Origin of the sequence: Dictyobacter aurantiacus, from assembly GCF_003967515.1 — a bacterium.
GTDB lineage: Bacteria > Chloroflexota > Ktedonobacteria > Ktedonobacterales > Ktedonobacteraceae > Dictyobacter > Dictyobacter aurantiacus.
The window spans coordinates 3,349,971-3,375,484 of sequence record NZ_BIFQ01000001.1; the positions used below are offsets into that span (position 1 = coordinate 3,349,971).

Consider the following 25,514-nt stretch of genomic DNA (forward strand, 5'->3'; position numbering starts at 1 on the left):
GAAAGATGGGTTCCGCGCTCCCAGATCGGGAGGTGCAGGAGGGCGGCTAGCCCTCCTGCCGGGGCGTGGGCGAGCATGCTGGGAGCATGCTCAAGTCCCCACACCCCGGCAGGGAGGCCCCTGCACCCCCAGTTTTGGGAACTTTTTCAAAAGTTCGGGATGACTCATACTTGTAGGTTCTCTATTGATGTTGATTTCATGGCATTGCCATCTATTGAGAGATAATCTACAGGGGGTGCGCGGCAAGCTAAGGTATCAAGAAGAGGGGAAAACTGTGTACATTCTTGTCGTTGATGACGATCGGTTCGCGAACACGCTGGTCCAGTTCGTTCTCAGTAAAGAAGGGTATGAAGTCGAAACGGCCGACAACCCGCGTGGAGCCATGCAAATGATTCAGAAGCGCGAGCCGGATCTGCTGATACTCGATGTGACGATGCCCTATATCAGCGGCTTCGAGTTTTCAGAGAAGTTGCGCTCAGAGGGTTACGAGATTCCACTTATTTTTATGACCGCCCAGGACACGATTGAAGCCAAGCTCCATGGGTTTAATATTGGTGCAGATGACTATATCTGTAAGCCATATAACCACCAGGAACTGGTAGCTCGTGTGCAGGCGGTGATGCGACGCATCAAGAAAAATGGAAAAGTAGGGAATCAAAGTATTCGCGGGGGAGCTATCGAGCTGTTTCCTGCTGAACTCAAGGTTGTCGTGGGGGGGCGCGCTCCCATTACTTTAACCCCGACCGAGATGCAGGTGTTACGTGCTCTGATGGCTAGCTCTGGTCAGGTAGTAAATAGGGACCAGTTATTGGCTGATGTGTGGAATGATAACGAAAATAATAGTAATATCGTAGACGTCTACATACGCCGGTTGCGTATGAAACTTGAGGTCGATCCTGATCGGCCCCAGCACATTGTGTCAGTGCGAGGTATTGGATATAAGTTTGTTGTGAAATAGGGGGAAAGGTTGGGCCAGGTTGCGGAAGCGTATTCAAAAACAAGCACACGTCGAAGAAACAACTGATCTATCTTTACCGATGGCGTCTTCATCGTCTGGTGTAAGCGGCGAGGATGATGAAGCGATCAGTGCTTTGGCGGAGCAGCGAGATCATGCGATAGAAGCTGCTATCCAGACTACTTTAGATGCTATTCTTGTACTCACGCCGCATTTCCACATTGCGTATCTCAACCCTGCCGCGGCCGCTACGCTGAGAGTGCCGCTAGAAAATACGGTAGGGCATCGTTGTACCGAGGTGCTGGGCTGCAAAAACCTCAATCGTATGGCTCTGTGCGGCACCTCAAGCTGTCCCCTGGTGCGGGCTCTGGAACAAAGAAGTCCACTTCCCAATGAAGAGCTTATTGTGGGGATGGACCCCGATCATCTGTACGAGGTATCCGCCAGCGTCAACCCGATCACGTTGGATGATGCATCCTCGTACGCTGTCTTCGCGGCGCGCGACATGTCGGCACTAAAAGTTGCCAATCGGGTGCGCTCAAATTTCGTCTCGATGGTCTCACACGAGCTGCGCACCCCCCTAAACTCTGTGCACGGCTTTATTGATCTGCTCTTACAGGGTCACATGGGCGCGTTAAATGAGGAACAGCGCATGTACCTGGGCTATACCCAGGAAGGGGTGCAGCAGCTGATCTCAATCGTTGAAGATATCCTGTTTATGACGCGTTCAGACCTGGGCCAGTTTGAGGTGAAGCAGCAAGAGGTGCATCTGCTGAGCCTGGTACGCCAGGTGGCGCGCAGCTTGCAGCCACAGGCGCTCAAGGCCGAGGTGGCGCTGCACATGGATATCCCTTCAAATGTGCCCGCGCTCTATATTGATCCCCAGCGTATTAAGCAGGTCTTGAACAACCTGGTGGCGAACGCGATCAAGTTCACGCCACCGGGCGGTGTGGTGACGATCAGCGCCCGTCAGCATGATGAGCATTTCGAGATGATCTCCGTCACTGATACGGGCTATGGCATACCCATTGAAGATAGCCACCATGTGTTTGAGCGCTTCTATCAGTCCAATCACAGCCAGCAATCCAAGATGGGCGGCTATGGACTGGGCCTCTCGATCGCCAAGCTGATCGTGGAGCAGCATGGTGGCACCATTGGCTTTGATACCGTGGTGAACAAAGGTACCACCTTCTACTTTACCGTGCCCCTGTATCATGATAATGCACCACTGTAAGCTCGTCAGCCTCTTTTCGCTTCCCTGTTGTTTCTTGTTAGAAAGAAGCAGGGATGCGTAGGAGGCTATGCTCCAAAATCTCACCTCCGCCAGGGTTGGAATAATCCTCTACACTTCTCCCCTCCTTTACTGCAACATTTTCAATCTATTTTGGATTATAGCAAGCAGAAACTCAACCGCTGGTGTGAAAGGCACAAAGGATTGATATGCATCAACAGAATGCTGATTTAGTGACATTGCTTGCAGCCGATTTAAAAAGTAATTTCCACCTGGTTGTATTACATTATCAGCCCCACCTTTATGGATTTGCACTACGTCAGACAGGAAATGTACAGGATGCCGAAGAAATTGCGCAGGAGGCCTTTATCCAGGCCTACTTTGCCATCGCGAACTATCCTTCGCAGCGCATCAAAATGTTGGTGCTCCAACCCTGGTTGTACAAGATTGCGTTGAACATCTTTTACAAGCGGTTACGCCAGGAAAAGCTTCAGCTTATTCAACTCGACATGGAGGAAGAGGATGGATATACACAGTTCGCGGATGAGGCGATCTGTCAGCCTGATTATCTCTTTGAAAGGAAAGAGTCACGCCACGAAGTTGAAGCCTTGCTCATGACGTTACCACTTCAGTATCGAGAGGCCATTAATCTCTACTATTTCGCTGGATTTAGCTATCGTGAAATTGCGGAGATGCAGCAGCTGCCTATGGGCACGGTCAAGTCGAACTTACATCGCGGTCTCTCACTTTTGCGCAAGATCTTAGCAATGCAACAGAAGGGTAATAGGGGAGGAGCACAATGAATAGCCACAACTCGTCTGATTGGCAACACGAGCACCAACGTCATCCTGTATGGGATGATGAGGTATCCGTGCCCCCATCTTTGCTCTCGGGTGTTCTCAATCGACTGGATTTAGACCAGCAACAAACTCGGCCAGCACAGAGAAGTAAAGTGCTCAAAAACCTTTCTCATCCTGACTGGTATGTACGAGCCGCTGCCGTGCAGGAAGTGGGAGGATGGGGCGATCCCACATTCATGAAACTTCTCGAGCAGGTGGCAGGAGATGAGCATGTCTCGGTACGAGCCGCTGCCATTTATGCGCTGGGACGTATCAAAATGGACCTCTCAATGCCTTTGCTTGTGCAGGCGTTGCACGATCCAGAATGGCAGGTCCGGGAAAAGGCCGTCCTGGCTTTGACCGAACAAGGTTCTCAGGCGTCCCTCGAGTTTATCCAGATGGCCCTCTATGATCCAGACAATACCGTACGTGAAGCCGCGTCCTATGCGCTTCAGCGCCTTGAGGCCGAGGCGTCTACCGCTTCTCTATCATCAGCCGTGACCTTATCCCTTGCGTCAGAGGGAAGCGAGGAACATGCACCGTTACATCAAACCATTGTAAAGTCCTCCGGATGGTTAGCACAAAAATTATTCGGTTTCTGGCCTGGCTGGAGGAGGTCCCAGCATATACAAGGAGAACATATGAAGCAACAAACGCCATTTATCCCTGAGCCTCATCTTCTACCGCGAAACGTTGTACGGCAGCCACGACCCAGGCGAAGGGCAATTATGACCGGCCTGGTTTTTGCCGTAGTGATAGTTGTTGTGTTTGCGTGGGTTGTGTTGCTGCAGCAGCGACAGCTTACAGGTAGCGAGACCGCGCATGGCGGTCATCCAGGAAGCGTAGCTACCCAGGTTGCAACCAGGCTTCCTTCCCCCTCGCCAACACCGGCTAGCAACAGGAAGGTCTCAACGGTATATACTTATGACAGCCCGTATCGTAGCGTTTTTTCTGTTGCCTGGTCGCCCGATGGCAAACGGATCGTGATGGTAGATAATACCATCAAATCCTGGGACGCAACCACAGGAAAGAACACGATTACCTATGCCAACTCACCGGCAGGGGATGTGACCGCTGTTGCCTGGTCGCCCGATGGCCGTTTCATTGTCGGTTCGGGCGCCAATGCGCAGTTGTGGGATGCGAACAGTGGACAATCGCTGGGGGTCTATACTCCACAGATCCAGGCGGGTCAGACGCCGTCCGCCAATGATCTCATTTATGACTCATCCTGGTCGCCCGATGGTAGCTTGATCGCCTCCGCGGCCAACGGCAAGGCTTATGGTTTTAGCGTACAGGTATGGAATCCGCAGACCAGGCAGATTGTTTTCTCTATCCCCAGCAATCCTGTGAGCTATATTCGGCACGTGAGGTGGTCCCCTGACGGCAAGTACCTGGCGTTTGATGATGATGGGAAAGTGCTGGTCTACAGTGTCGCAACGCACAAACTTGTGAGTCAGAATACGGGAAGTGTGTTTGCCTGGTCACCGGACGGAGAAAAGATCATCTCAGCAGATGATAATCACGGTACCATGCTGATCTGGCAGAGCACTACCGGCCAGACGCTCTCTACCCTTCAATATCAGGACCCCAGCCATGGCTTAGTAGGAGCAACAGCGCTGATCTGGTCTGTTGATGGCAGACATATTGCTTTAGCCGCGGGTTCACTTACCGAATGGGATGTGGTTCTGGGGAAGAAAGTCGCTGAATATACCGGTCATATTGTGGGTGGGGGGCGCGAGATCACATCACTAGCCTGGTCACCTGATGGCAAAATGATCGTATCCGCTGACGGTGGGGAGGGCGGGCAGGCAACCGCCCAGGTGTGGACATCGGTGTAGTCGGATAAACCAAGGGGGGCTTGAGTACTATATGTCACTCAGGCCCCTTATCATTTGCGCCACTGTTTCCATTGGAGCGTAGCTACGCTTTTACTGAACAGTGGATGACTCACAGGAGAGAGGTCAGGACCAGAGGCTCATCTGCTGGCCCTGCGGCTCGTCGGGCGGCTCGGTCCAGGCGTTGTCTTTTGACAGCTTGTCTGCCTGGCGCGTTGGCTCCGGAAGGCGATAGCCTTTGCCGCATGCCAGCACGTAGCGAATGCTTGTTTCCAGACTGATCAGGTGGCCGGGAGAGATAAACATCGGATTGACCTTTGTGCGTGTACGCACGACGGCGCCGATCGTTTCTTTGCGGTGGATGAGTGGCACCCAGGAACCGGCCTCCTCCCCCAGGGCTTCTTTGTCGTATTTTCCGGTAAGTAACGATTTGGCGCAGCCGATGGTCGGGATCTCCAACCACAGTCCCAGGTGGGTCGCAATACCTATGCGCCGGGGATGGGCGATGCCCTGACCATCGACCATCACGATATCTGGCCGCTGGCGTAGCTGTTCAAAGGCGCCGATGACGCATGGTGCCTCGCGAAAAGAGAGCAGTCCCGGTACATATGGCATGCGGATCGGCTCTTCGTAGACGTGGCGCTCGACGATCTCTAGCTCTGGATAACTCATGAGTACGACGGCGGCCCGCGCCGCGTTGTGCTCCTCGTTGATCGCCATATCCACACCGGCTACATGGTGTACCTCTCCAAGGTGATCTTCCAGCACAACGTGCTGGGCCAGCTCATGCTGCAATGCAATCGCCTCTTCTGGTTTCAGGTTCCAATTATGTAAAGGTGGACGCGGCATATTTGATATCCTTCTCTCTACCGTATCGGAATAGTGTTATTATCTAGCTTCGGCGATAAAAATCATGCGTGGGCTCTCCAGGTCGAATGGGCCCAGGTCATGATCGCCGTATACATCTTTTACGACGAAACCTGCCTGTTCGAGTAAGAGCTCCATTTCGCTGCGCTCGAACAGGTACAAATGGGTGGTAACAATGGTGCGCTGCACGGTGCCACCCTGTTGATGTCGATCATAGAAGTGCGTGAGTTCGAGCTGATGCTTTTTAGTGGCCGAGGCCGGGCTGACAAAATGGGTCAGGTAGCTGCCATCCTCGTGTTGCCAGCTGCCCTGGTGCAGCACCTGCCCGGTCAGGTCTTCCATGTAGCGCGCATCGGCATTACTGATATCTACAATGAAGGTCGCGCCGGTACTCAGATGGGCACGCGCGGCCGCCAGCACTTTTTGCTGCTCCTTGCGCGTGGTGATGTGGGCGAAGGAGCCCAGGGCGATAAAGGCCAGGCGAAACTTCTGGTTGAGCTGGAGCGTACTGATATCCTGTTCGATCAGCGTGCAGCGTGCGGCCACTCCAGCCTCCTGCAAAGCTTCACGAGCCAGTTCCAGCATCTTGCTCGAATTATCCACCCCGGTCACCTCGTAGCCCTGCTCGGCCAGGGGGAGCATGACGCGGCCACTGCCGCAGGCCAGCTCAAGAATCTTTCCTCCGCACAGCTCGGCGAAGTTGCTATACATATCCAGATCTTCATCAAAATGGGCGTGCTCGATATTATAAAAGGGAGCAATCAGGTCGTATTCAGCGTTCATCAATCTATCTCTATTCCATAGTGGTGCCAGTTCTAAAATCACCGACCGTGCTGGCTCTATCATATCACCTGCTTATGGGGGATGACGGTTTCTAAGTATAGCTATGCCTCTGGCAAATGGCAAGTGCCGATATTGTGTATCTGAGCCGATATAAACGTTTTGCATCTCCAAAGCATGGTGATCCGTGCCAACCGTAGGCGAGGATGCTCCCAGCATCCTCAACCAGGCTTGCCCTGGCTTCTTCGTCGCGAAGCGACCCCGTGCCCGGATGCGCACGTTTCACTTTATTATGGATGATAAATTATGCGAAGAAAACAATTGTTCTGGCTGGCGGTGATCGGTGTGGTGCTGATTATGTTGCTGGTGCTGGTGATTGGCATCTATAAGACCGATTACGCGACCGATACTAATACGCTTGTGCCCTCCAGCGGGGCGGCTCACGATGCTTCCACTGAGAACAGCAATGGGGGACCCGAGCAGCAGAGTTTTCAGGTGAGCGAGCATGCCCAGTTGCTGATCAAGGGGCATAGTAGTGATATTAATGTGCGCCGTGGAGCGACCAGCACGCTGGTGATTGTGGCGCGCAAGCATGGCACACCCAATCTGGGACCCGCCGCTGATAATATCCATGTTCTCTATCATCAATCTTCTGATGCCCAGGGACACGACCACATTACCATCGATACCGATCCCGCTTTGAAGGATCTAGACTATGATGTGACAGCCCCAGCGAGTGCCCAGGTACAGATCGAGATCACCAGTGGCGCGGTTGTCGTACAGGGTATCGCGGGCGCCAGTATCGATACCATCAATGGGAATCCGGATGTTGAGGATATTCAGGGTCCGGTCAAGGTTCATACTGAGAGCGGCGATGTGACGGCCCGCCATATCAACGGTCCCATGTCTCTGGAGGCTGGCAGTGGCTCAATCCATGCCAACGATGTCAATGGCCAACTGCAGGCGCTGACCCGCAGCGGCGATGTGCTGGTCAGCAGCGGCATCGTGCAGGGCCAGACGACCCTGAAGACCGATAACGGTTCCGTGCGCTTTGAAGGCTCGATGGACGGTAAGGGAAGCTATAATCTGGCGACCCATAGCGGTGACGTAGATCTAACGCTACCCCGCAACGCTGCGTTCCAGCTCAATGCCACCACTGGATCGGGTGATGTCCATAATGAGTTTGGCAGCAGTCAGGTGGGCGCGGCACCCCAGGCGCATATCACCGTCACCATCGGCCATGGGTCGGTCAATGTTGATAAGCTACCGTGACCCTGTTTGTCAAGGAGAATTCGGATCCTCCTTGATGGGGTTCCAGAGTGGGTAGGGGATGCCTGCCAGGCGATTGATGGCGATCGCCTGCAGGGTAAGCAGGCCAACCGCGATCATGAGCAGGATCAGCTGTGGCGGTTTGGTCAGAATACCTAATGAGACGATCAATGTCGTCGCGCCCGCCGGTGGATGGGGTGATTTAAAAAGGACCATCAGGCCCGCCGTCAGACCCAGCGAGAGGGCGGCGGCGATGACGCGTGGCCAGGACATGCCTACGCTCAGAGCGGGACCGGCGGCCGTCAGTCCCGTGAGCACCAGGCTGAGATAGCCCGCCAGTACGCCGATGGCGTGCCCAATGATGGTATTGCGTGGCGATGCACTGGGCGCGCGCGGCGTATAGAAGAAAAGAAACGCTGTGGGTCCCAACGAAGGGAAGATAAAGGGCGAACTCGTGATCAGTGCCAGGATCGACATGATGCCGATGCTGATGCAGCCGTTGATAAAGCTGAATATGGCCAGCACAGGGACCCTGGCATAGTGTTGCTCCAGTGAGGACAGGCGTAGCCGCGCGAACAGTCCTTTGAGGATATCTGACATCTCACCGCCGATGGGATGTTCTGCGTCTATGCGGCTATAGCCCCATCCGTGTTTGTTTACAGGCCTCTCTGGCAAATCACTCACAGTACTTCTTGTAGCTCTTCGCGTATCTCTTTCTGGCTCCATTCTCCACTCCATTTACAAAAAGAAGAAAGTTCTTCTTATTTCCACTGCGGTGACATAAAAAAGGATACACTGATGGTAAGGTCTTTTAACTCCCTTCAATGCGTCGACGGGGCCAGAAGGTGATCAATAGGGCCAGCGCGAATATAGCGCCGCTGGCAAGGGCCAGCCAGCCCAGATTGGCGGTGCGTCCCGAAAGCAGCTCGTATAGTGCGTCGGTAACGAGCCAGAGCTGCGCGATCACGATCATGGCCAGCAGGAAGACCTGGGCCTGCACGATGGCGATTCGCCCCTCCAGGCCCAGAAAATTGGGCCCTGGTATGGGTCCACGGGGTCCGACCGGTGGTCGCTGGACCGGAGGATCATCGGGATTGGCTTTGTGGAAGTGCCGGACTGAATCATGGCTGCTCATCGCTCTATCTCCTTGATGGCATAGATCATCCCCTCGTGCCGGGCCAGCTGTATCAATGGCAGGGGGCGTGTCGGTGGACCCGCCAGCACGTTGCCGTTGGCCGCGTCGAAGTAGCCCTCATGACAGGGACAGTGCAGCTTGCCATCGCCCTGGTAGAGGACCGCGCACGACAGATGGGTGCAGACGTCGCTGTATGCCACCAGGCCATGGCCCGGCAGATTGATCAGGATACCCTGTGTGTACTGGTCTGGATAGTTAAAGACCTTCCATTGATGTTCCGCCAGCTCCCCGTCTTTCGCGATGGGGATGGCGGTCGTATTAGGATCTTTTGGGAGTGCGCCCAGGATGGCGATCGCTCCCGTGGCCGCGAAGAGCGCGCCAGAGCCCGCCAGGAGGAAGCGCAGCGTGTCGCGCCGCGTTACAATCTCGTCCTCGTTCCAGGGATAGGGAAACTCTTTGCGCCACTCCTCTTCAACCGTTCTGGGTGGTAGCGCTACTTCTTCGTCGGCCGCTCGGGCCGGCTGGCCCATTTCTTTCACCATATGCAATGCTCCTTCTGCCATCTCTTAAAACTCTTTAAAGGCTAGCTCTCACTTCGTGCTGGTACAGGTGTAGGAGTGGGTGTAGGCGAGAGCGGTTGCCGTGGCGTCCATGGTTCAGGCGGTATCTTGCGCTGTGGAATGTCGGCCGTCTCCGCGTCGACCCAGGTGTCCGCGTGCTGATTGGCGGTCGCGGCTGGTAGATCCATGTGCAGGCCCATATCGGCCTGTTCAACCAGTGCCATCAGATCCAGTTCGTTCTCTTCCTCACGCAGGGTGACATAATTGCGCGTCTGGACGCGCTGGCGGCCGAAATAGAAGGTATTGACCGGTTTGGCGCCCTGCTGACCGCGTCCGGCCGCCAGCCATTCCTCGTAGGTTCCATAGAAAAGGGCCTGCGTGGGGCAGACGGTGGCGCACATCGGACCCTTGCCCTGGCTGGTGCGATCGTAGCAGAGGTTGCACTTCTGCATATAGTGTCCGGCGCGATGGAACTTGGGGACACCAAAGGGACAGGCGTAGCCACAGTTTTCACAGTAGATGCAGCGCGTCTCGTCCGCCGATTGCACCACCCCATCGGGACTGACCAGGATCGCCTGGGCGGGACAGACCTGCGCGCAGGGGGCCAGTGGGTCCTCACAGTGCATACAGAGCGTCGGTGATGAGGCCACCGTATTGTGCCGCTCGACATAATCGATATAGATCATGCTCTCGCCCTTGTGGGTATCGCACTCGCGGCAGGCCGCCACGCATGAACGGCAGCCGATGCAGCGTGAGGGATCCAGAAAAATTCTCTTTATCGATTCAGCCATACTACTATCCTTTCTCTAACGCAGGACCGGGTTGGCTCTGGCCTGGGCCGAGGGCAGTTCGTGCCGCTTCCGACCCGCTTCCAGCAAGGCCTGTGTATCCTCATCGTTGGCCCAGTCTGGCTTCTGGGCTGCGCGCGTCGCCGAGACCGCGCACACTTTGTACTCTGGTATCTTCATCATCGGTTCCAGCACGGGATTGGTGAGCTGGTTGACGGCCTGCGTATGTCCATAGTGGTATGGGATGAACAGGGTATCGGGCCGGATCGAGCGTACAACCAGCGCCGGGGCGGTCAGTTCGCCGCGCCGGGAGCGTACCGTGACCCAGTCGCCATCAATCACGCCCAGACGCTGCGCCATCTGCTCGTGCATCTCCACCCATGGATAGGGCGCTTGCGCCTTGAGAAATGGCACGCGCCGCGTCTGGTTACCGGACAGATAATGATAGATGACGCGTCCCGTCGTCAGCACCAGTGGATACTCCTCGTCTGGTTCCTCAGCAGGCGGCACATAGGTGATGGGATGGAAGCGTGCTTTCCCGTCTGGAAAACCGAATCGCTGTTCATACAGGCGTGGTGTGCCGGGATGGTCCAGGTCCGGACAGGGCCAGAACACGCCATTCTGGGCATCGATCTTCTCATACGTGATACCCCAGTAGTCTGACTTCGCGCCCCGCGTGCACAGGCGCAGCTCGTTAAAGATGTCGCGTGGGGAATGGAAATCGAAGTACTGGCCTTTGCCCAACCGGCGTGCCAGGTCGCAGACGATCTCCCAGTCTCGCCGGGCCTCGCCCGGAGGCTCAACGGCCTTGTTATATTTGATCACGCGCCCCTCAAGGCTGGTAATAGTGCCTTCATCTTCCGCCCACGTGGTTCCCGGTAACACGATATCAGCCAGCTCCGCCGTCTCCGACAGGAAGAAATCGGTAACCACGAAGAGATCGAGTCCACGCAGGGCGCGCTCAACCGTATGCTGGTCTGGCAATGAAACCATCGGATTTGAGCAGATCATAAAGCAGGCGCGAATCTCCTGGCGCAGCATGGCCGGGATCATAAGCGTGGCGGGATAGCCAGAGTGGGGGAGATCTTTCTCGTCGATGCCCCAGACCGAGCTGATGTAGGCGCGATCCTCTGGATTATCGACCTCGCGACAGCCGGGGAGCTGCGATGCCTTCTGTCCCATCTCGCGTCCACCCTGTCCATTGCCCTGCCCGGTCAAGGTGCCATAGCCAGCGCCGGGACGACCAAAGTTACCGGTGGCCAGGGCCAGGTTGGCCGCCGTCACCCCGTTATCCACGCCCTTACTCTGATGCTCCAGTCCACGCGCCGTATAGATCAGGGCCGCTTTAGCTCGCCCATACATGCGCGCGGCCTCAATGATCGCCTCTGGCTTCAGACCGCAGACACGGGCGACGCGCTCGGGTGGATACTGCTCAACCAGCGCCTTCGTTTCCTCCCAGCCCGTGGTGCGTTCGCGGATAAAGTCCTCGTCGATCAGGCCCTCTTTGATGATCACGTGCAGCATGCCATTGAGCAGGGCGGAATCGGTGCCTGAGCGCAGGGGAAGGAAGATATCGGCCGTACGCGCGATGGGCGTCTGGCGGGGATCGGCCACGATGAGTTTGCAACCCTTGTCGCGCGCCTGCCAGAGATAGCTGGTGACGATGGGGAAGCATTCGCCGACATTGGCCCCGATGACAAAGATGCAATCGGCGTGCAGCATATCGCTAATGGGATTGGCGGCCCGATCGATGCCCAGCGAGCGCTCGTTGGCGCCGGTGGCTGAGGACATGCACAGGCGTCCATTATAATCTGTGTGGCGCGTCCCCACGGCTACGCGGGCGAATTTGCCCATCAGATAACACTTCTCGTTGGACATCGAGGAGCCGCTGTAGATGGACACCGTATCCTTGCCATACTGGTCCTGCAAGGCCCGAAAGCGGGTCGCGATCGTATCCAGCACCTCGTCCCAGCTGGCCCGCTCTAGCGGACTCTCTTTGCCGTGACGGCGCATCAGGGGATGTGTCAGGCGATCCGGGTGGTTGACCGTCTGATAGGCGGTCGATCCCTTTGGGCATAGCATACCGTGATTGAGTGGAAAGTCGGCGCGCGGCTCTACCCCGACTACTTTACCACGCGCCACTTTGAGATACATGCCGCACTGCACGCCGCAGTAGCAGCAATGCGTTGGCACGTAGCGATCGATCTGCTCGTCTGATTTCCAGGGCGTCGGCGATGGCTCTCCTGTATGATAGTCGAACACCTCGGCCTGGCGCTGGCGACGGCGAAAAATACCCTTATCTACACTCATGGTTGTGTTTCCTTCTTATTGACCACTGCTATTATAAAAATTGATTGCCCTCGCGTCCGAGTGCGGCCAGATTGGCCTGTGCCCGCATCACGCGTTTGCAGGAGGGACAGATATCCTGCCACCAGAGTGTGTTGATGACCTGCTCCTGCGCGGGCGTACTCTGAACCGGCGGCTCATCGCTGACCGTATCGAGTGCTGGCAGTGACTTCCCCAGACTATAATTCTCTCCCACCTCATTCAGCGTACGCTTGAGATCTTGAATGAAGCGCGCGGGCGCGAATTCCTCGCCACAGCGCGCGCAGCGTTGCTGAACGGTACTCTCACCGGTGCGCCAGTAGAGCTCGATGCCCACCGTAGCGGGACGCTCGATCAAGTGGAAGAACTTGCCAAACGGTAAGGAGATGAGCCACAGCACCACCACCGTCTCGTGGGTCAGCGAGATGTACCAGTAGTACGCGCCTCCCAGCCAGGTGCTATCGGCAGTCAACGCCACCCCCGTGATTACGATTGCCATCAGCAGGGCCAGCGGCACGATATCAAAGCGGAAGCGCTGTACCGTGACCACCGCCAGGTCATGAAAGCGCCGATGGAAGGCCAGCACCAGTCCGACAAATAGCAGTGCCGCCGTGAAATCCAGCGCATGGATCACCATGAAGCCAAACAGCGAATGCGATGGAAAGCTGAACAGACTGAAACCAAAGAACCAGATCTGATAGAGCCCGCTCGCGGTCTGCGTGAAGCGCAGCCAGCCAAAGGTCAGTGGAAAGGTAATCAGGCATGAGAGGATCACACCCCAGAAGATACACTGGTGTGTAATCCAGCGATAGAGGCCGCGCCTGCGAATAAATGTCTGCGCGAAGAGATCACCGATGGCTGCCGGTATCAGTACCGTATAGCGGCGGAAGTTGGCATAGGAGAGGAAGAGCTGCCAGCTCCTCCGCCAGTAGCGGCCCGTTGGTGGGCGGGCCAACCAGAAGGTATACTTGTATGTCACTGCTGCCGTGGCGAAGACCGTGGCGACCGCATAACCGATCAGGGCGGCATCAAACCAGTGGAAGCCACGAGATCCCAGGGCGATCAATCCTATCAGTACCAGGGCGGCAACTATGCCGGCCCCGATTGAGAGCACGCGCAGCCGCTTGATCTCTTTTCGCGGAGACTGCCGTACTGGCTCTACGGGTCTTTGCTCCCGGGAATGAGACAGAGAATGTTCCACGTTTCGTTATCCTCCCATCAAAAAACGCCGAAAAAAACGTCTGTGAATATCGTAACACGATGTTGATCGATAAAACAAGCCATTGCTTGCTTGTCTGCCTGGGAGACGGTTGATCTACCTGTCGTTGCGCTTCCGGCCTGGCCGCCGTAAGGATAGTCACGAAGCGCAAGCGGCCTCTTCTTTTGTGAGGAGGCCGCTTGTGCAGTAGCATATACCGGCGTTAAATCACGGATGGTCGCGGTGCCGTTAGTTCAGGCTGCTTCTTCAGGCGGAACGCGCCAAACAGAGCAATGATGCCGCCGATCAGGGCGAAGATACCGACGACCAGGGGCAGAACTATGGCAGCGGATAGTGGTGAGAATAACAGGACGATACCCAGAAGAATATTGATGATACCTAACATTACGGCAGCCACGCCACCACCGCTGAAGCCCTGGATCAGCTCGACGGCGCCAACGATCAGCGCCTGTACCGCCAGGCAGATAACGATCAGCGTGGGAATCATCAGGGCGCTCCACAATGGATGGCGGACGACGGCGAGGCCGGCCAGCACGCCCAGGATGCCAATAACCAGCTTCCATCCCCACTGTGTCTTATCCACGAAGATGCTGACAAAGCTGAGGATGCCGCCGATGAGCCAGTACCAGCCCAGGACCTGCACCAGCACCAGGGTGGTCATGGCGGGTGAGAATAAGAGTAACAGACCTACAATAATTAACGCGATACCTTCCATCATCGCTATCCACCAGGGGATAGCTGTGTACGTTCTTGATGACATACCCGGGATTTGAGTATCCATAATTAACGTCTCCTTGCTTTGGAACGACGAAGGCTGGAAAGCATGCCTTTAATTGAGAATAACTGATAGGTGTCCCGGTAGGGGTCATCCAAAAGACGGAAGCAGGAGGAGGATTCTAGAAAGAGAAGCCCCCTGTGCGCGTCGCGCACAGGGGGCTTCTCTTTCTAAAACAATACGCTTTTAGCGATCTTTCTCGGCGCGAGAAAGTGCGGCCTGGGCGGCGGCCAGGCGAGCGACCGGAACGCGGAAGGGCGAGCAACTGACGTAGTTGAGTCCAACTTCGTTACAGAACTCGATACTGTCAGGATCACCACCGTGTTCGCCGCAGATGCCCAGCTCAATGTCTGGATTGGTCTTGCGACCTTTCTCGACGGCCATGGCGACCAGTTGTCCAACGCCGTCGCGGTCCAGGGTCTGGAACGGATTGACGGGCAGGATCTTCACTTTATCCTTCAGGCCGGGCTCTTCCAGGCCCTCAACATACCTGAGCAAGAACTTACCCTCGGCATCGTCACGGCTGAAGCCAAAGGTGGTCTGGGTCAGGTCGTTGGTACCGAAGCTGAAGAAGTCTGAGACCTCAGCGATCCGGTCGGCGGTCAGGGCGGCGCGTGGCAGCTCGATCATCGTCCCAAACTTGTAGTCGATCGGTTTGCCAGCGTCGTCGGCGATCCCGGCGGCCGTGGCCTCCAGCTGGCGGCGTACCTCTTTGAGCTCATTGACATGACCGACCAGGGGGATCATGATCTTCGGATGCAGCTTCTTACCCTCTTTTTCCAGCTCGGCGGCGGCGCCCAGAATGGCGCGGGTCTGCATGACGTTGATCTCAGGGAAGAGCAAGCCCAGGCGACAACCGCGCAGACCCAGCATGGGGTTCATCTCGCGCATGGCGCCGACAGCCTCGAGCATCTGGCGTTTCTCAGCCAGTTCTGCCTCGTGGCCACCCTGGGTCTCCAGACGGGTAACCTCGACCAGCAGCTCTTCATAGGAGGGCAGGAACTCATGCAGTGGTGGATCGATCAGGCGAATAACGACGGGATAGCCCTCGTTGGTCTGTGGATCGACCATCGCCTCGAAGAGGCCTTTGAAGTCGCTCTGCTGGAATGGCAGCAGCTGTTCAAGGGCGGCCTCGCGCTCCTCTTTGGTTTTGGCCAGGATCATCTTCTGCACGATCGGCAGGCGCTCCTGCTCCATGAACATATGCTCGGTGCGGCAGAGGCCAATGCCCTGGGCGCCAAAGGTGACGGCGCGTTTGGCGTCGCGTGGATAGTCCGCGTTGGCCCATACGCCCAGCTTGCGGAAGCCGTCGGCCCAGCCCAGTAGCTTCTTCAGATCGGTCTCTTTGTCGAAATCGGCATCGACGGTCTTGATGATGCCGGCGAAAACCTCACCGGTGGCGCCGTCGATTGAGATATCGTCGCCCTCTTTAATCACGAGATCGGAGCCGACCACGCGGAAGAGGTGCTGCTCCTCGCTGACGCGGATGCCTTCACAGCCGGCGACGCAGGGGAGCCCCAGACCACGGGCCACGACGGCGGCGTGACTGGTGGCACCACCACGAGCAGTCAGGATACCTTTGGCGACCAGCATGCCGTGCACGTCGTCTGGACTGGTCTCCGGGCGGACCAGCACAACGGGGGTACCGGCTTTACCCAGCTCCTCGGCGCGGTCGGCGTCGAAGATGGCCTTACCAAAGGCGGCGCCTGGGGAGGCATTCAGGCCCTTGGCCAGCAGACGGCCTTCCTGCTCGGCGCGACGTTTCTCGGCTTCATCGAAGCGTGGCAGCAGCAGCTGATAGACCTGCGAAGGCTCAACACGCTTGACCGCCTCTTCCGGCGTGATCAGACCCTCTTCGACCATGTCGACGGCGATCTTGACGGCCGCGCCAGCATTACGCTTGCCCGAGCGCGTCTGCAGCATGTAGAGCTTGCCCTTCTCAACGGTGAACTCCAGGTCCTGCATGTCGCGATAGTGCTTCTCAAGACGCTGCGCGATCTCCAGGAACTGCTGATAAACCTCGGGCAGCTCCTGCTCCAGCTTGCTGATGGGGGATGGGGTACGGATACCGGCCACCACATCTTCACCCTGGGCATTGAGCAGATACTCACCGTACAGCTTCTTTTCACCATGGGCCGGGTTACGTGTGAAGGCCACGCCGGTACCACTGTTGTTGCCCATATTGCCAAATACCATACTCTGGACATTGACACCGGTGCCAAGGTTGTGCGGAATCTTATTGAAGTTGCGATAGTCGATGGCACGCTTGTTGTTCCAGGAAGAGAAGACGGCCTCGATGGCTTTGTGCAACTGCTGATAGACATCGGTAGGGAAAGGCTGGCCCGAGGCGCGCTCGGCGATCTGTTTGAACTCGCCAACCAGCTTCTTCAGGTCTTCGGCCGGGATCTCCGCGTCCGTTTTGACGCCCGCTTCGTGCTTGTAGCGCTCCAGCACCTCTTCAAAGTCCTGGGGATTGGTGTCGAGCACGATTTTGCTAAACATCTGGATGAAGCGGCGATAGGCGTCATAGGCGAAGCGCTCGTCGCCTGTCAGGGCCACCAGCCCCAGGACGGTCTCGTCGTTGATACCAAGGTTCAAGACGGTATCCATCATACCTGGCATCGAGAATTTGGCGCCCGAGCGTACCGAGACCAGCAGTGGATTCTCTTTTGAGCCAAAGCCCTTGCCGGTCTGCTTTTCCACAATCGCCAGGGCGGCCTTTACCTGTTCCCAGACACCCTCTGGAAATTGTCGGTTGCTATCGTAGTAAGAGTTACAGGCTTCTGTCGTAATTGTAAATCCGGGAGGTACGGGAAGTCCGGCGTTGGTCATTTCAGCTACGCCTGCGCCTTTGCCACCCAGCAGTTCGCGCATGCTAGCATTGCCTTCGCTAAAGAGGTAGACCCATTTGCGAGGAGAGCGTTTAACAACCTCATCCAGTTCAGAATGGGTAATCTGTTGTGTCATGAAAACTTCCTCCAACTAAAATGTTGTGGGCTAACATGAGTTATCCTGAACTTTTTCAAAAGTTCCCAAAACCAGGGGTGCAGGGCGAGCATGCCGGGGGCATGCTAAACTCCCTGCCGGGGTGTGGGGACTTGAGCATGCTCCCAGCATGCTCGCCCACACCCCGGCTGGAGGGCTGGCCGCCCTCCAGCACCTCCCGCTTTGGGAGCGCAGAACCTGTTTTTCGGATTTTCAGAAATCCAGGATGACTCATATAAGGTAGAAATAACGAATGATTATACGCTGAGCACTATTGAGCGTGCCCAACGTAGTATTTTGCGAGCGCTTTGAACATAGCTGCTAGCCTGCTCCGCATTGATAACCTCATCAGCTTCTTCGGGAGGAGTATCCGCATAAAATGCTTCGGGATGAAAGGGGGTCAACCGCTCCATCTCGTTCAGGATGTCATCTGGAGCATTTACTTGAGATCCCAGGGCGCGCAAATCGTGATCATAAGTGGTGCGACGACCGAAGCGAAGCAAGCTTACAGCTTGTGCTGCCTTTTCAGCTGCCTGATTGCAGAAATCCGCGCAGGCGAAATGTCGCCCGAGACCAAGTTCGACCGAGGCGGTGGCCATATCCTGGGCCGCCTCCGCGAAGAGCCCCAATGCCCCCTGGGTATCGCTACTCTGGTGGGCGGCCTGTTCTTCTTCGTCATCGACTTCTACTGGGGATTCTGCTTCATGGATGCCTGAGTTGTTCGAAGACGATGAACTTAAAGAAAGACCATGTAAGAGCAATTGCTCTATGTCCTCCTCGTTGTGCTCACCGGGCAATCCATGGTCGCTATCGTGCATCTGTGACATGATAATGTGATCCTTTGACGGATTTGTAACCTGTAAAAATGGGTCCAATGCGTTTCGTTTGCATAGCACTAATCAGCTATCTTGCACATAGTATTCCTAACTATAGTGTTGTGTCAATGCTTTTGCTGTGTGTAGATTGTCTATTTTTTCTACCCGAGGCTGCATGGTTACTACCTGTTATTGCCCTCTAGCCGCGCCTTCGCGCTACGGCCTGGCATGCATCCATTCTCAGCCATGATCCGTGTAAAATTCGTGTAACCTTGATTTAATACTAGCAGAGAAAAGAACAGGTAATATACTCTCGATCGCTGTCGAAGATATTAAAAATTTATAGCATTGAAAAGTTTTAATAACGATAGTATTGATATTAGAATGGTTGGATTTTCCAGTCACTCGAGGAGGGTAGTATGTCAACCACAGAACGGGCAACCGCGGTGGGTGTCTTTTCTGAGCCCGCGTTAGCCGAGCAGGCGATGGATCAGTTGCGTAACGCTGGTTTTACCGATGAGCAGATTGGCTTCGTTAGTCGTGATCCTGATCATGCATCCTCTGACGGCATTGGAGATGGTGGAAATGCCCCATCTACGGCAACCGGAGCCGTCAGCGGCGGTGTCATTGGTGGTGTAATTGGCGCTGTTACCTCGCTGCTTATCCCTGGCTTCGGGCCCGCCATCGCCGGTGGTATTCTGGCTGTGACGCTGGGTGGGGCGGCCCTGGGTGCGCTGGCCGGTGGTTTCGTTGGTTCTTTAATGCATCTGGGGGTGCCAGAACACGAGGCCCGCTTCTATGAGAGCCAGTTAAATGAGGGCCGCACGGTAGTAACGGTCAATGCTCCGGGACGCTATGACGAGGCGGTACGTATCCTGCGCCAGGCTGGCGCCTACGATGCCAGCGTCGATGCTAACGCACCCGCGATCGACAATGATCGTGTAGGCAACGCGAACGCGGACGCCGATGCCGAGACTATTCCACCCATCGTCTATCCCGCGGGACTGGCCGGCATTAATAGTACCGCTGGCACGGTGAATCCTGGGTTACCGGCGGCCGCAGCACTTCCTGCCGCCACTCCTAATGTTACCGATTCCCTGGCGGGCAATAACGCACCTGCCAGCGATAACGACGCTGGCAGCGCCTATGGTTCCGCTGGAACATTCAGCACCAAGAAGAGCCCTGAGGAATTGAGAGAGCAGGAGCGCCGCCTGGAGCGGGAGCAGGGTGGGGACACCTCTTATGCGGATGAGGAGACTGTCCAGATGAGGGCCGCCCGCCAGCATCCAGCTGCTTCGTCGATTGCGGATGAGAAGACCGTTCAGATGGATGCCGCTCGGCAAGCTCCAACTGCTACATCGATCGAAGACGCCGATACCGTCATTCTGAAGAATCCTGGAAGCAATCCAGGCGCGGCGTATGGTACCGATACGACAACGCCAGAATACAACGGTGCCCTACCCGCACCGGCACGTTCGGCCTACGTGGGCACCGACACAACCACTCCTAACACAGCTGGCGTCAACGATCCCGCCTCTCGCCGCTCAAATCAGTGAGCCTCGGATACATACGAATCTCGCTAACGACCATGTTGGTCTCTGTATAGCGAAACGCTCCCCTCTCCTTCATACCTGGAGAGGGGGGCGTTTCATTTATCTTTATTTACAGAGCGTCTTACTTCCATGATCATCGCCTGCTGTCTGCCTTAGGTTTCGCACCTGCGGTGCCCAAGAGTCCGTTTTGTATTGGTGCATGGAGTGCGCATCCGCGCACTCCATGCACCAATACAAAAAACCAGTGCGGCCGCGTAGCGGACGCGCGTGCGGGGGCGCTTATGTTCCCGTACAATGACGGGAGTCAGACACCTTTTTAGGAAGCAACGGGCATGCTATGCCATATGGCGCCCGGCTTCATGGACAGACTACCTGGATAGCGGCTGTACCCAATCCGCCAGCCGGCTCGCCAGTGGTTGGGCGCGATATTCCCCCAGTCCAGAGACCAGATCGTAGCCTGCGCCCGCGGCGGGCTGACCGTGTTCGCTATCGCTAATGATGTCATGAAAGCTACTGGCGTAGCTGACCGGATTATCAGCCAGTTGGTAGAGAAGGGGATTGATAAAGCCTATTCTGCCTCCACCATGCTGTTGTGAGACCTGGTTGCTGAGGGTTATAAAGGCCGCCCAGAAGGGAGCCGCCAGCGCGCTTCCGTCAATGTTAAGCCAGGGATGCTGGCTGGTACGGTCCTGTGTGTAGTAGGCCGGGAAGCTATGCCGCGTGTCGACATTGAGCGCGACATCAGGCACCTCGCGGCGGCAGTGTTCACCTGAGGCATGGGGACAACCTGGCGTGCTGGCGTTTGTGGACTGTGTAGATATGGTCTGGATGTGTTGCCAGGCAGGCATCATCCATAGCTGGCTGTTGCCTCCTATGGCCAGAGGCCTGGTGCTGTCCGGGTCCAACTTGCCCGCTGTTTGTAGACTATTATGGGTGCCGTGGGGGGCAGCAAAGATGAGGGTTGTTGAACCCACACCGGTCACAAATGGCTGGGACGCGGGATCGCTCACTGTGGCCGCTGTCTGTGAGGTGGCTGGACAATTGATGGTGGAGGTCGCGATAACGCTCTGGCCCTGCAAGGCGGCCAGCTGAAAAAAGATCGCCTCCTGTTGAATCACCTGCGCGGGCACCTGCTGTTCGCACAGCCCCCAGCTGGTGGAAACGACCGCTGGATCGTCCTGTATAATCTGTCCCCATTGGTCGAGGTAGCTTTTTTCATTGTTTGTAGTCGCGTAGACCTTGAGGCTTTGCAACTGGGGAACGCTAGCCAGGATGGCCTCGGCGTCGATTGTGGCCTCATAAGAGGTTAGTTGAGGGACCGCTGCGGGCAGAGGCGTGCCGATGCGTACCAGCGTGGTCTTTTTGTGCCCGGTGCAGGCCATGTAGCTATAGAGATCACTCATAGCTGGTTCTGCCAGTTCAAATAGCGCCAGCGTCTGCCCGCTTCCTGTATCGTGGGCTCGGTACAGGTCGCTGAGTCCGGCGACCTCTGCCCGGGCATTGCTGGATGCCCTGGGAGCGGTTTTCGGACCGCTGGCGGCGCACAGCTGATTGTTCGCGGGTGATTGTGGTGCCTGGCGAAGTGCCGTATGCATCCAGCGGGTCGCGTTATTTAAGCCATTGATACTCATTACCTGGCTGGCAATGGCGGGTGGCAGGAGAGGCGCGCCGCTATTGGCGTAGTAGAGGGTGCCATCGGGAGCCCTGTAGTTATTGATCTGTTGCTGAAACGCGCGTTGTACCTGCCCGATGGTCCCCGCGAAGTCCAGTAGCAACCGATGCGTATAGGTATGGATGATGCGGAAGCCAGCGGCCTGTAGCCAGCGCACCAGGGCTGTATAACTGGCCTGGGTCGGACTAAAGCGACGGGTGATCTCATCAGTAGTTAGCATCGGCCGGGCCTGGTGCTCGGGGGCATGGATAGTGGCAGAGAGCGCCTGCTGGAAGGCTACGCTGTCGCGCGGGCGCAATCCAAACGAGAGCCAGATTGTTTGCCGGGCATCCGTGTGAGAAATAAAGCGACTACTCTTGAGCAATGGAGAGAGCGTGCCCGGGATCGCCACTAATTGATGGGTGTTTTCGGCCTGCGCGGCTGATAGATACAACAGTTGAGAAGATATAATACACATAACGCTTACTAAAGTAAGCAACGGTGTGATCACCGTAATAATGCGACCATAAGACTGTGTGGCATACGACGAATAGTACTCACCTCTGCGAGGATAGCGGAACATGCGAAAAACCTCCATTGCAACCCGACCCCTTATACCTATATCTGCATGTGATATGCTGCATCAATACTATTTTGAATTCCTTTTTATGCCGCATTGTCACATAATACTCCCTGGAGAGAGGTGATGGAAAGCTTTTGGGATGATGGTACTAATCGACGCCAAAGTCATCTATCTTGTTGAAAATATAGAGATATCCACACGTGAGTACTTAAAGACCCAACAATATCATTAAAAATATTTGTTAGTAGGCAGCATATCATTGTGAGACGGAGTGCTGATATGTTCTATTTCCTGGCTATTGCTGGTATACTACTCATACCTAGTGTGGATGTGGGTTTAACGAATATCGGCGAACGAGAGAAAGTACACCCCAGCATGACAGTGGATAAATCGGCAGATCAGCCGCTGACTGGTAATTCAACCGACGAAACCGCTCTTGTACAGTTGTATGAGCAGTTTCGCCGTCCTATCCATTCTTATATTTATCGCTTGCTTGGGAGCCGTGAAGATGCTGATGATATTACGCAAGAAGTATTTGTGCGCGTCTTTACATCCTGGGATGGATTGTACGAACGTGACAACCTTTCTGCATGGCTGTACCGCATCGCGACCAATCTCTGTGTAGATGTATTGAGAAAGCGCAAACGTATTTCATGGTGGTCCTTTGGTTTGCGCTCTCGCCAGGTTGATGTGGACAGCGAGAATGTTTTTCAGGAGGACTTTGTTGCTTTCCTTGCCGATAGTGGGGGCATCCCCGAGGTCGCGGAGCGGGAGTTGATACGCCAGACCCTTGCGGCTCTGCCTGAAGAGTATGCGGTGGTGTTGACATTGAGTGCGGCCCAGGGGATACCCTACCAGGAAGTTGCGGAGATCGTCGGCATTTCTCCGAATGCCGCGGCCACGCGTATTTCTCGAGCGAAGAAGATGTTTGCGAAACAGTATCAGCGCGTCACTAAAGATGGTGTTGGCAAGCGGAGCGATAAATAATATGAGCAACACCAGAAGTAATAAACCACAACAAGAGAATATGGCGAATGGGTCTCTTTCTCAGGCTCTGCCGCCCCTTCCTATCATCGGGGACAATGGACCTGCGGCCTGCTCGATTATCCGCCTGTACCTGGCGGTCTGGGACGATCTCACTCCTCCCCAGAAAGAAGTTGTTGCGCGCCACGTCCAGTCCTGTGAGTTATGCCAGAAAGAGCAGCAGGTTTTAAGCCGGACGACAAAGTTGATGCGGCAACTGCCAGCTTCAGAACCCGGCGCACGGGTTGATCAGGCCGTGCTGGTCGCGATCGCCAGGCGTCGCATGAATCGGTCGCAGCCAGCATCGCTAGCGGATCTCGCCGCCGCGCGTTCTGGAATGAGAAATAAGCAGCGACATTCTCCCGCGCGCCTGATTGGTGTTCTGGCCGCCGCCGCCGTCCTTATCCTGGCCATCGCCTTCACGGCCTCGTCACTGCTGGGTCCGCATACGCAGGCTTTTGCAGTGCCCTCCAACGTTACCTGGGATAATTATGTTCTGTACTCAAAACAGACCATGACCAATGCGCGGGGCGAGCGCTACCAGGTCATGTCATACCATAACATGAGCGCGAATGTCATGAATGTGGAGACCGTCATGAGCGGCAAGCTTGATGTGATGGTGGTGGCCGACCAGCAGAAAGCCCTGGGATTGGATATGATGCATCACGTGGCGCAGTGGGATGCCCATGAATGGATGCACGATCAGCCTCTTTTCAACCTGACTCAGCTGCGGCAAGATTTAAGTTCTGGCAAAGCGACGTATCTGGGAAAAGGGACGTTTCAAGGGAAAGAAGTCTATCGCATCCGCGCCCGCGATGGCCATGTGCTGTTGCTCGATATGCACTATATGCTGGTAAACGTGTTGCCGCAGTCTGATGGGCAGCCAAAGCCTATGTATGATACCGTTCAGTGGCTCCAACCATCCCAGGTTTCAGCCTCATTGTGGGACATGCAGGTGCCTGGAAATTTCCGGATGGGCCAATTGCCTGGTCAACCATGATGCATCTTCCTCATTCTGGGGGTACAATATAGAGTGAACGGTGTGTATGTACACTTAAGAAGTTTCCCCAGTTTTCTATTCACAGTGACGTGAAAATATAAAGAGGAGAAAAATGATGCCTGATCATAATCCTGTAATTGTCGGTGCGGCGAGGACGCCGACCGGTAAATTTCTCAGCTCGCTTGCCAGCTTTACCGCGCCACAACTGGGCGCGATCGCGATTAGAGAGGCGGTGCGCCGCGCCGGCATTGATCCGACAGTCATTGATGAAGTGATTATGGGCAATGTTGTATCGGCCGGCGTTGGCCAGGCACCGGCTCGCCAGGCCGCCCTGCATGCTGGTCTGCCAGAGGATATCCCCGCCTTTACCGTCAACAAGGTCTGTGGATCTGGCCTTAAAGCTGTCATGCTGGCGGCGCAGGCTATTCGCGCCGGTGATGCACGGGCCTTTGTAGCGGGCGGCATGGAGAGCATGAGCAATGCCCCTTATTTATTGCCGAAGGCCCGTACCGGCTACCGCATGGGCGATGGCAAGCTGGTTGATAGCGTGGTACACGATGGTCTCTGGTGCGCCTTTGAAAACATCCACATGGGCAAAGAGGCTGAAATTATCGCTGAGAAATTTGGCGTTACGCGTGAAGAGCAGGATCAGTTCTCTTTACAAAGCCACCAGCGCGCGGCGGCAGCCACGACATCTGGACGCTTTAAAGATGAGATCGTACCCGTTGAAGTTAAGCAGAAAAAGAATACCATCCTGGTCGAGACCGATGAGCCCATTCGTGGCGATTCCTCGATGGACGCGCTGACGAAACTGATGCCGGCTTTCCAGGAAGGTGGAACGGTTACCGCCGGCAACGCGCCCGGCTTGAGTGATGGGGCCTCGGCTACCGTCGTGGTCGATCAGGCCTTCGCGCAAGAGCATGGCCTGCCGGTCCTGGCGCGCATCACCGGCTATGCCTCCGCCGCCATTACCCCTCGCTACATCTTCGCGGCCCCGCCCCGCGCGGTCAATCGTTTACTTGAGCGTACCGGCCTGCGCATCTCGGACTTCGACCTGATCGAGGTCAACGAGGCCTTTGCCGCCCAGACCCTGGCCAACGGTAAAGAGATGGACTGGGACTGGGAACGTGTGAATGTGAATGGTGGCGCGATCGCCCTGGGACATCCCATCGGCTCCAGTGGCTCCCGTGTCCTGACAACCCTGATCTATGAATTGCGGCGCCGTGGCGGTGGTCGTGGCCTGGCTACGCTGTGCCTGGGTGGCGGTGGTGCCGTTGCCATGTCCGTTGAAGTATAGCCGTTGCAACTCATAGAGGAGAATCACAA

Annotated in this window: 20 protein-coding genes and 1 pseudogene; 9 read left to right on the plus strand and 12 right to left on the minus strand. The window is 55.9% G+C overall.

Annotated features, from left to right (window positions below):
- Positions 1-187: 187 nt before the first annotated feature.
- The 4 genes from KTT_RS13510 to KTT_RS13525 all read left to right on the plus strand — a co-directional run bounded on the left by KTT_RS13510 (position 188) and on the right by KTT_RS13525 (position 4,863).
- A complete protein-coding gene (locus KTT_RS13510) occupies positions 188-958 on the plus strand; it encodes a response regulator transcription factor (RefSeq protein ID WP_126596464.1) in 771 nt (256 codons plus the stop codon).
- A gap of 19 nt (positions 959-977) precedes the next feature.
- Complete coding sequence (locus KTT_RS13515) at positions 978-2,189, plus strand: sensor histidine kinase (protein ID WP_126596465.1); 1,212 nt, start codon at positions 978-980, stop codon at positions 2,187-2,189.
- Positions 2,190-2,395: 206 nt separating this feature from the next.
- Positions 2,396-2,989, plus strand: a complete 594-nt coding sequence (locus KTT_RS13520; protein WP_126596466.1) for an RNA polymerase sigma factor — start codon at positions 2,396-2,398, stop codon at positions 2,987-2,989.
- The gene (locus KTT_RS13525) at positions 2,986-4,863 is read left to right on the plus strand and encodes a HEAT repeat domain-containing protein (protein WP_126596467.1); all 1,878 of its coding nucleotides are present in this window, start codon (positions 2,986-2,988) and stop codon (positions 4,861-4,863) included. Before KTT_RS13520 ends, KTT_RS13525 begins: the two co-directional genes overlap by 4 nt.
- A 123-nt stretch (positions 4,864-4,986) precedes the next feature.
- On the opposite strand, the gene nfi is transcribed toward KTT_RS13525, so the two are convergent.
- The gene (nfi, locus tag KTT_RS13530; protein WP_126596468.1) at positions 4,987-5,709 is read right to left on the minus strand and encodes a deoxyribonuclease V; all 723 of its coding nucleotides are present in this window, start codon (positions 5,707-5,709) and stop codon (positions 4,987-4,989) included.
- A 39-nt stretch (positions 5,710-5,748) separates the two neighbouring features.
- Positions 5,749-6,573, minus strand: a complete 825-nt coding sequence (locus tag KTT_RS13535; protein WP_126596469.1) for a class I SAM-dependent methyltransferase — start codon at positions 6,571-6,573, stop codon at positions 5,749-5,751.
- A 240-nt stretch (positions 6,574-6,813) separates the two neighbouring features.
- Between KTT_RS13535 and KTT_RS13540 the strand changes: the two genes are divergently transcribed.
- Positions 6,814-7,779, plus strand: a complete 966-nt coding sequence (locus KTT_RS13540) for a DUF4097 family beta strand repeat-containing protein (protein WP_126596470.1) — start codon at positions 6,814-6,816, stop codon at positions 7,777-7,779.
- 9 nt (positions 7,780-7,788) lie between these two features.
- Here the strand turns inward: KTT_RS13540 and KTT_RS13545 are convergent, their stop codons facing one another.
- The 9 genes and pseudogenes from KTT_RS13545 to KTT_RS13585 form a co-directional block, all read right to left on the minus strand.
- The gene (locus KTT_RS13545; RefSeq protein WP_235845705.1) at positions 7,789-8,460 is read right to left on the minus strand and encodes an HPP family protein; all 672 of its coding nucleotides are present in this window, start codon (positions 8,458-8,460) and stop codon (positions 7,789-7,791) included.
- Positions 8,461-8,587: 127 nt separating this feature from the next.
- Positions 8,588-8,911: a hypothetical protein gene (locus tag KTT_RS13550; RefSeq protein WP_126596472.1), complete on the minus strand. Its 324-nt coding sequence runs from the start codon at positions 8,909-8,911 to the stop codon at positions 8,588-8,590.
- Positions 8,908-9,453 carry a QcrA and Rieske domain-containing protein gene (locus KTT_RS13555; RefSeq protein WP_160145846.1) on the minus strand — a complete coding sequence of 182 codons (546 nt, stop codon included), beginning with the start codon at positions 9,451-9,453 and terminating at the stop codon, positions 8,908-8,910. The genes KTT_RS13550 and KTT_RS13555 overlap by 4 nt, the downstream gene beginning before the upstream one ends.
- Positions 9,454-9,740: 287 nt before the next feature.
- Positions 9,741-10,262, minus strand: a pseudogene (locus KTT_RS13560) (4Fe-4S dicluster domain-containing protein); the annotation flags it as partial.
- Positions 10,263-10,277: 15 nt separating this feature from the next.
- Entirely contained in the window at positions 10,278-12,569 is a 2,292-nt protein-coding gene (fdhF, locus tag KTT_RS13565; RefSeq protein ID WP_126596475.1) for a formate dehydrogenase subunit alpha, read from the minus strand.
- 31 nt (positions 12,570-12,600) lie between these two features.
- Positions 12,601-13,785, minus strand: coding sequence for a hypothetical protein (locus tag KTT_RS13570; protein ID WP_126596476.1), 1,185 nt, complete (start codon positions 13,783-13,785; stop codon positions 12,601-12,603).
- A gap of 220 nt (positions 13,786-14,005) precedes the next feature.
- Positions 14,006-14,584: an HdeD family acid-resistance protein gene (locus tag KTT_RS13575; RefSeq protein WP_126596477.1), complete on the minus strand. Its 579-nt coding sequence runs from the start codon at positions 14,582-14,584 to the stop codon at positions 14,006-14,008.
- A 180-nt stretch (positions 14,585-14,764) separates the two neighbouring features.
- Positions 14,765-17,545 carry a pyruvate, phosphate dikinase gene (gene ppdK / locus KTT_RS13580; RefSeq protein ID WP_126596478.1) on the minus strand — a complete coding sequence of 927 codons (2,781 nt, stop codon included), beginning with the start codon at positions 17,543-17,545 and terminating at the stop codon, positions 14,765-14,767.
- A 275-nt stretch (positions 17,546-17,820) separates the two neighbouring features.
- On the minus strand, positions 17,821-18,390 hold the full coding sequence (locus tag KTT_RS13585; RefSeq protein ID WP_126596479.1) for a HEPN domain-containing protein: 570 nt from the start codon (positions 18,388-18,390) through the stop codon (positions 17,821-17,823).
- A 407-nt stretch (positions 18,391-18,797) separates the two neighbouring features.
- Between KTT_RS13585 and KTT_RS13590 the strand changes: the two genes are divergently transcribed.
- Positions 18,798-19,934 carry a hypothetical protein gene (locus tag KTT_RS13590; protein ID WP_126596480.1) on the plus strand — a complete coding sequence of 379 codons (1,137 nt, stop codon included), beginning with the start codon at positions 18,798-18,800 and terminating at the stop codon, positions 19,932-19,934.
- A gap of 365 nt (positions 19,935-20,299) precedes the next feature.
- Here the strand turns inward: KTT_RS13590 and KTT_RS13595 are convergent, their stop codons facing one another.
- The gene (locus KTT_RS13595) at positions 20,300-22,180 is read right to left on the minus strand and encodes a S53 family peptidase (protein WP_126596481.1); all 1,881 of its coding nucleotides are present in this window, start codon (positions 22,178-22,180) and stop codon (positions 20,300-20,302) included.
- Between the two features lie 360 nt (positions 22,181-22,540).
- On the opposite strand from KTT_RS13595, the gene KTT_RS13600 reads away from it, so the two are divergent.
- The 3 genes from KTT_RS13600 to KTT_RS13610 all read left to right on the plus strand — a co-directional run bounded on the left by KTT_RS13600 (position 22,541) and on the right by KTT_RS13610 (position 25,485).
- Entirely contained in the window at positions 22,541-23,152 is a 612-nt protein-coding gene (locus KTT_RS13600) for an RNA polymerase sigma factor (RefSeq protein ID WP_160145847.1), read from the plus strand.
- A 1-nt stretch (position 23,153) separates the two neighbouring features.
- A complete protein-coding gene (locus KTT_RS13605; protein WP_126596483.1) occupies positions 23,154-24,188 on the plus strand; it encodes an anti-sigma factor family protein in 1,035 nt (344 codons plus the stop codon).
- Positions 24,189-24,300: 112 nt separating this feature from the next.
- Positions 24,301-25,485 (plus strand): acetyl-CoA C-acetyltransferase, encoded by a 1,185-nt coding sequence (locus KTT_RS13610; RefSeq protein ID WP_126596484.1) that lies wholly within the window; start codon positions 24,301-24,303, stop codon positions 25,483-25,485.
- The last annotated feature ends 29 nt before the right edge of the window (positions 25,486-25,514 follow it).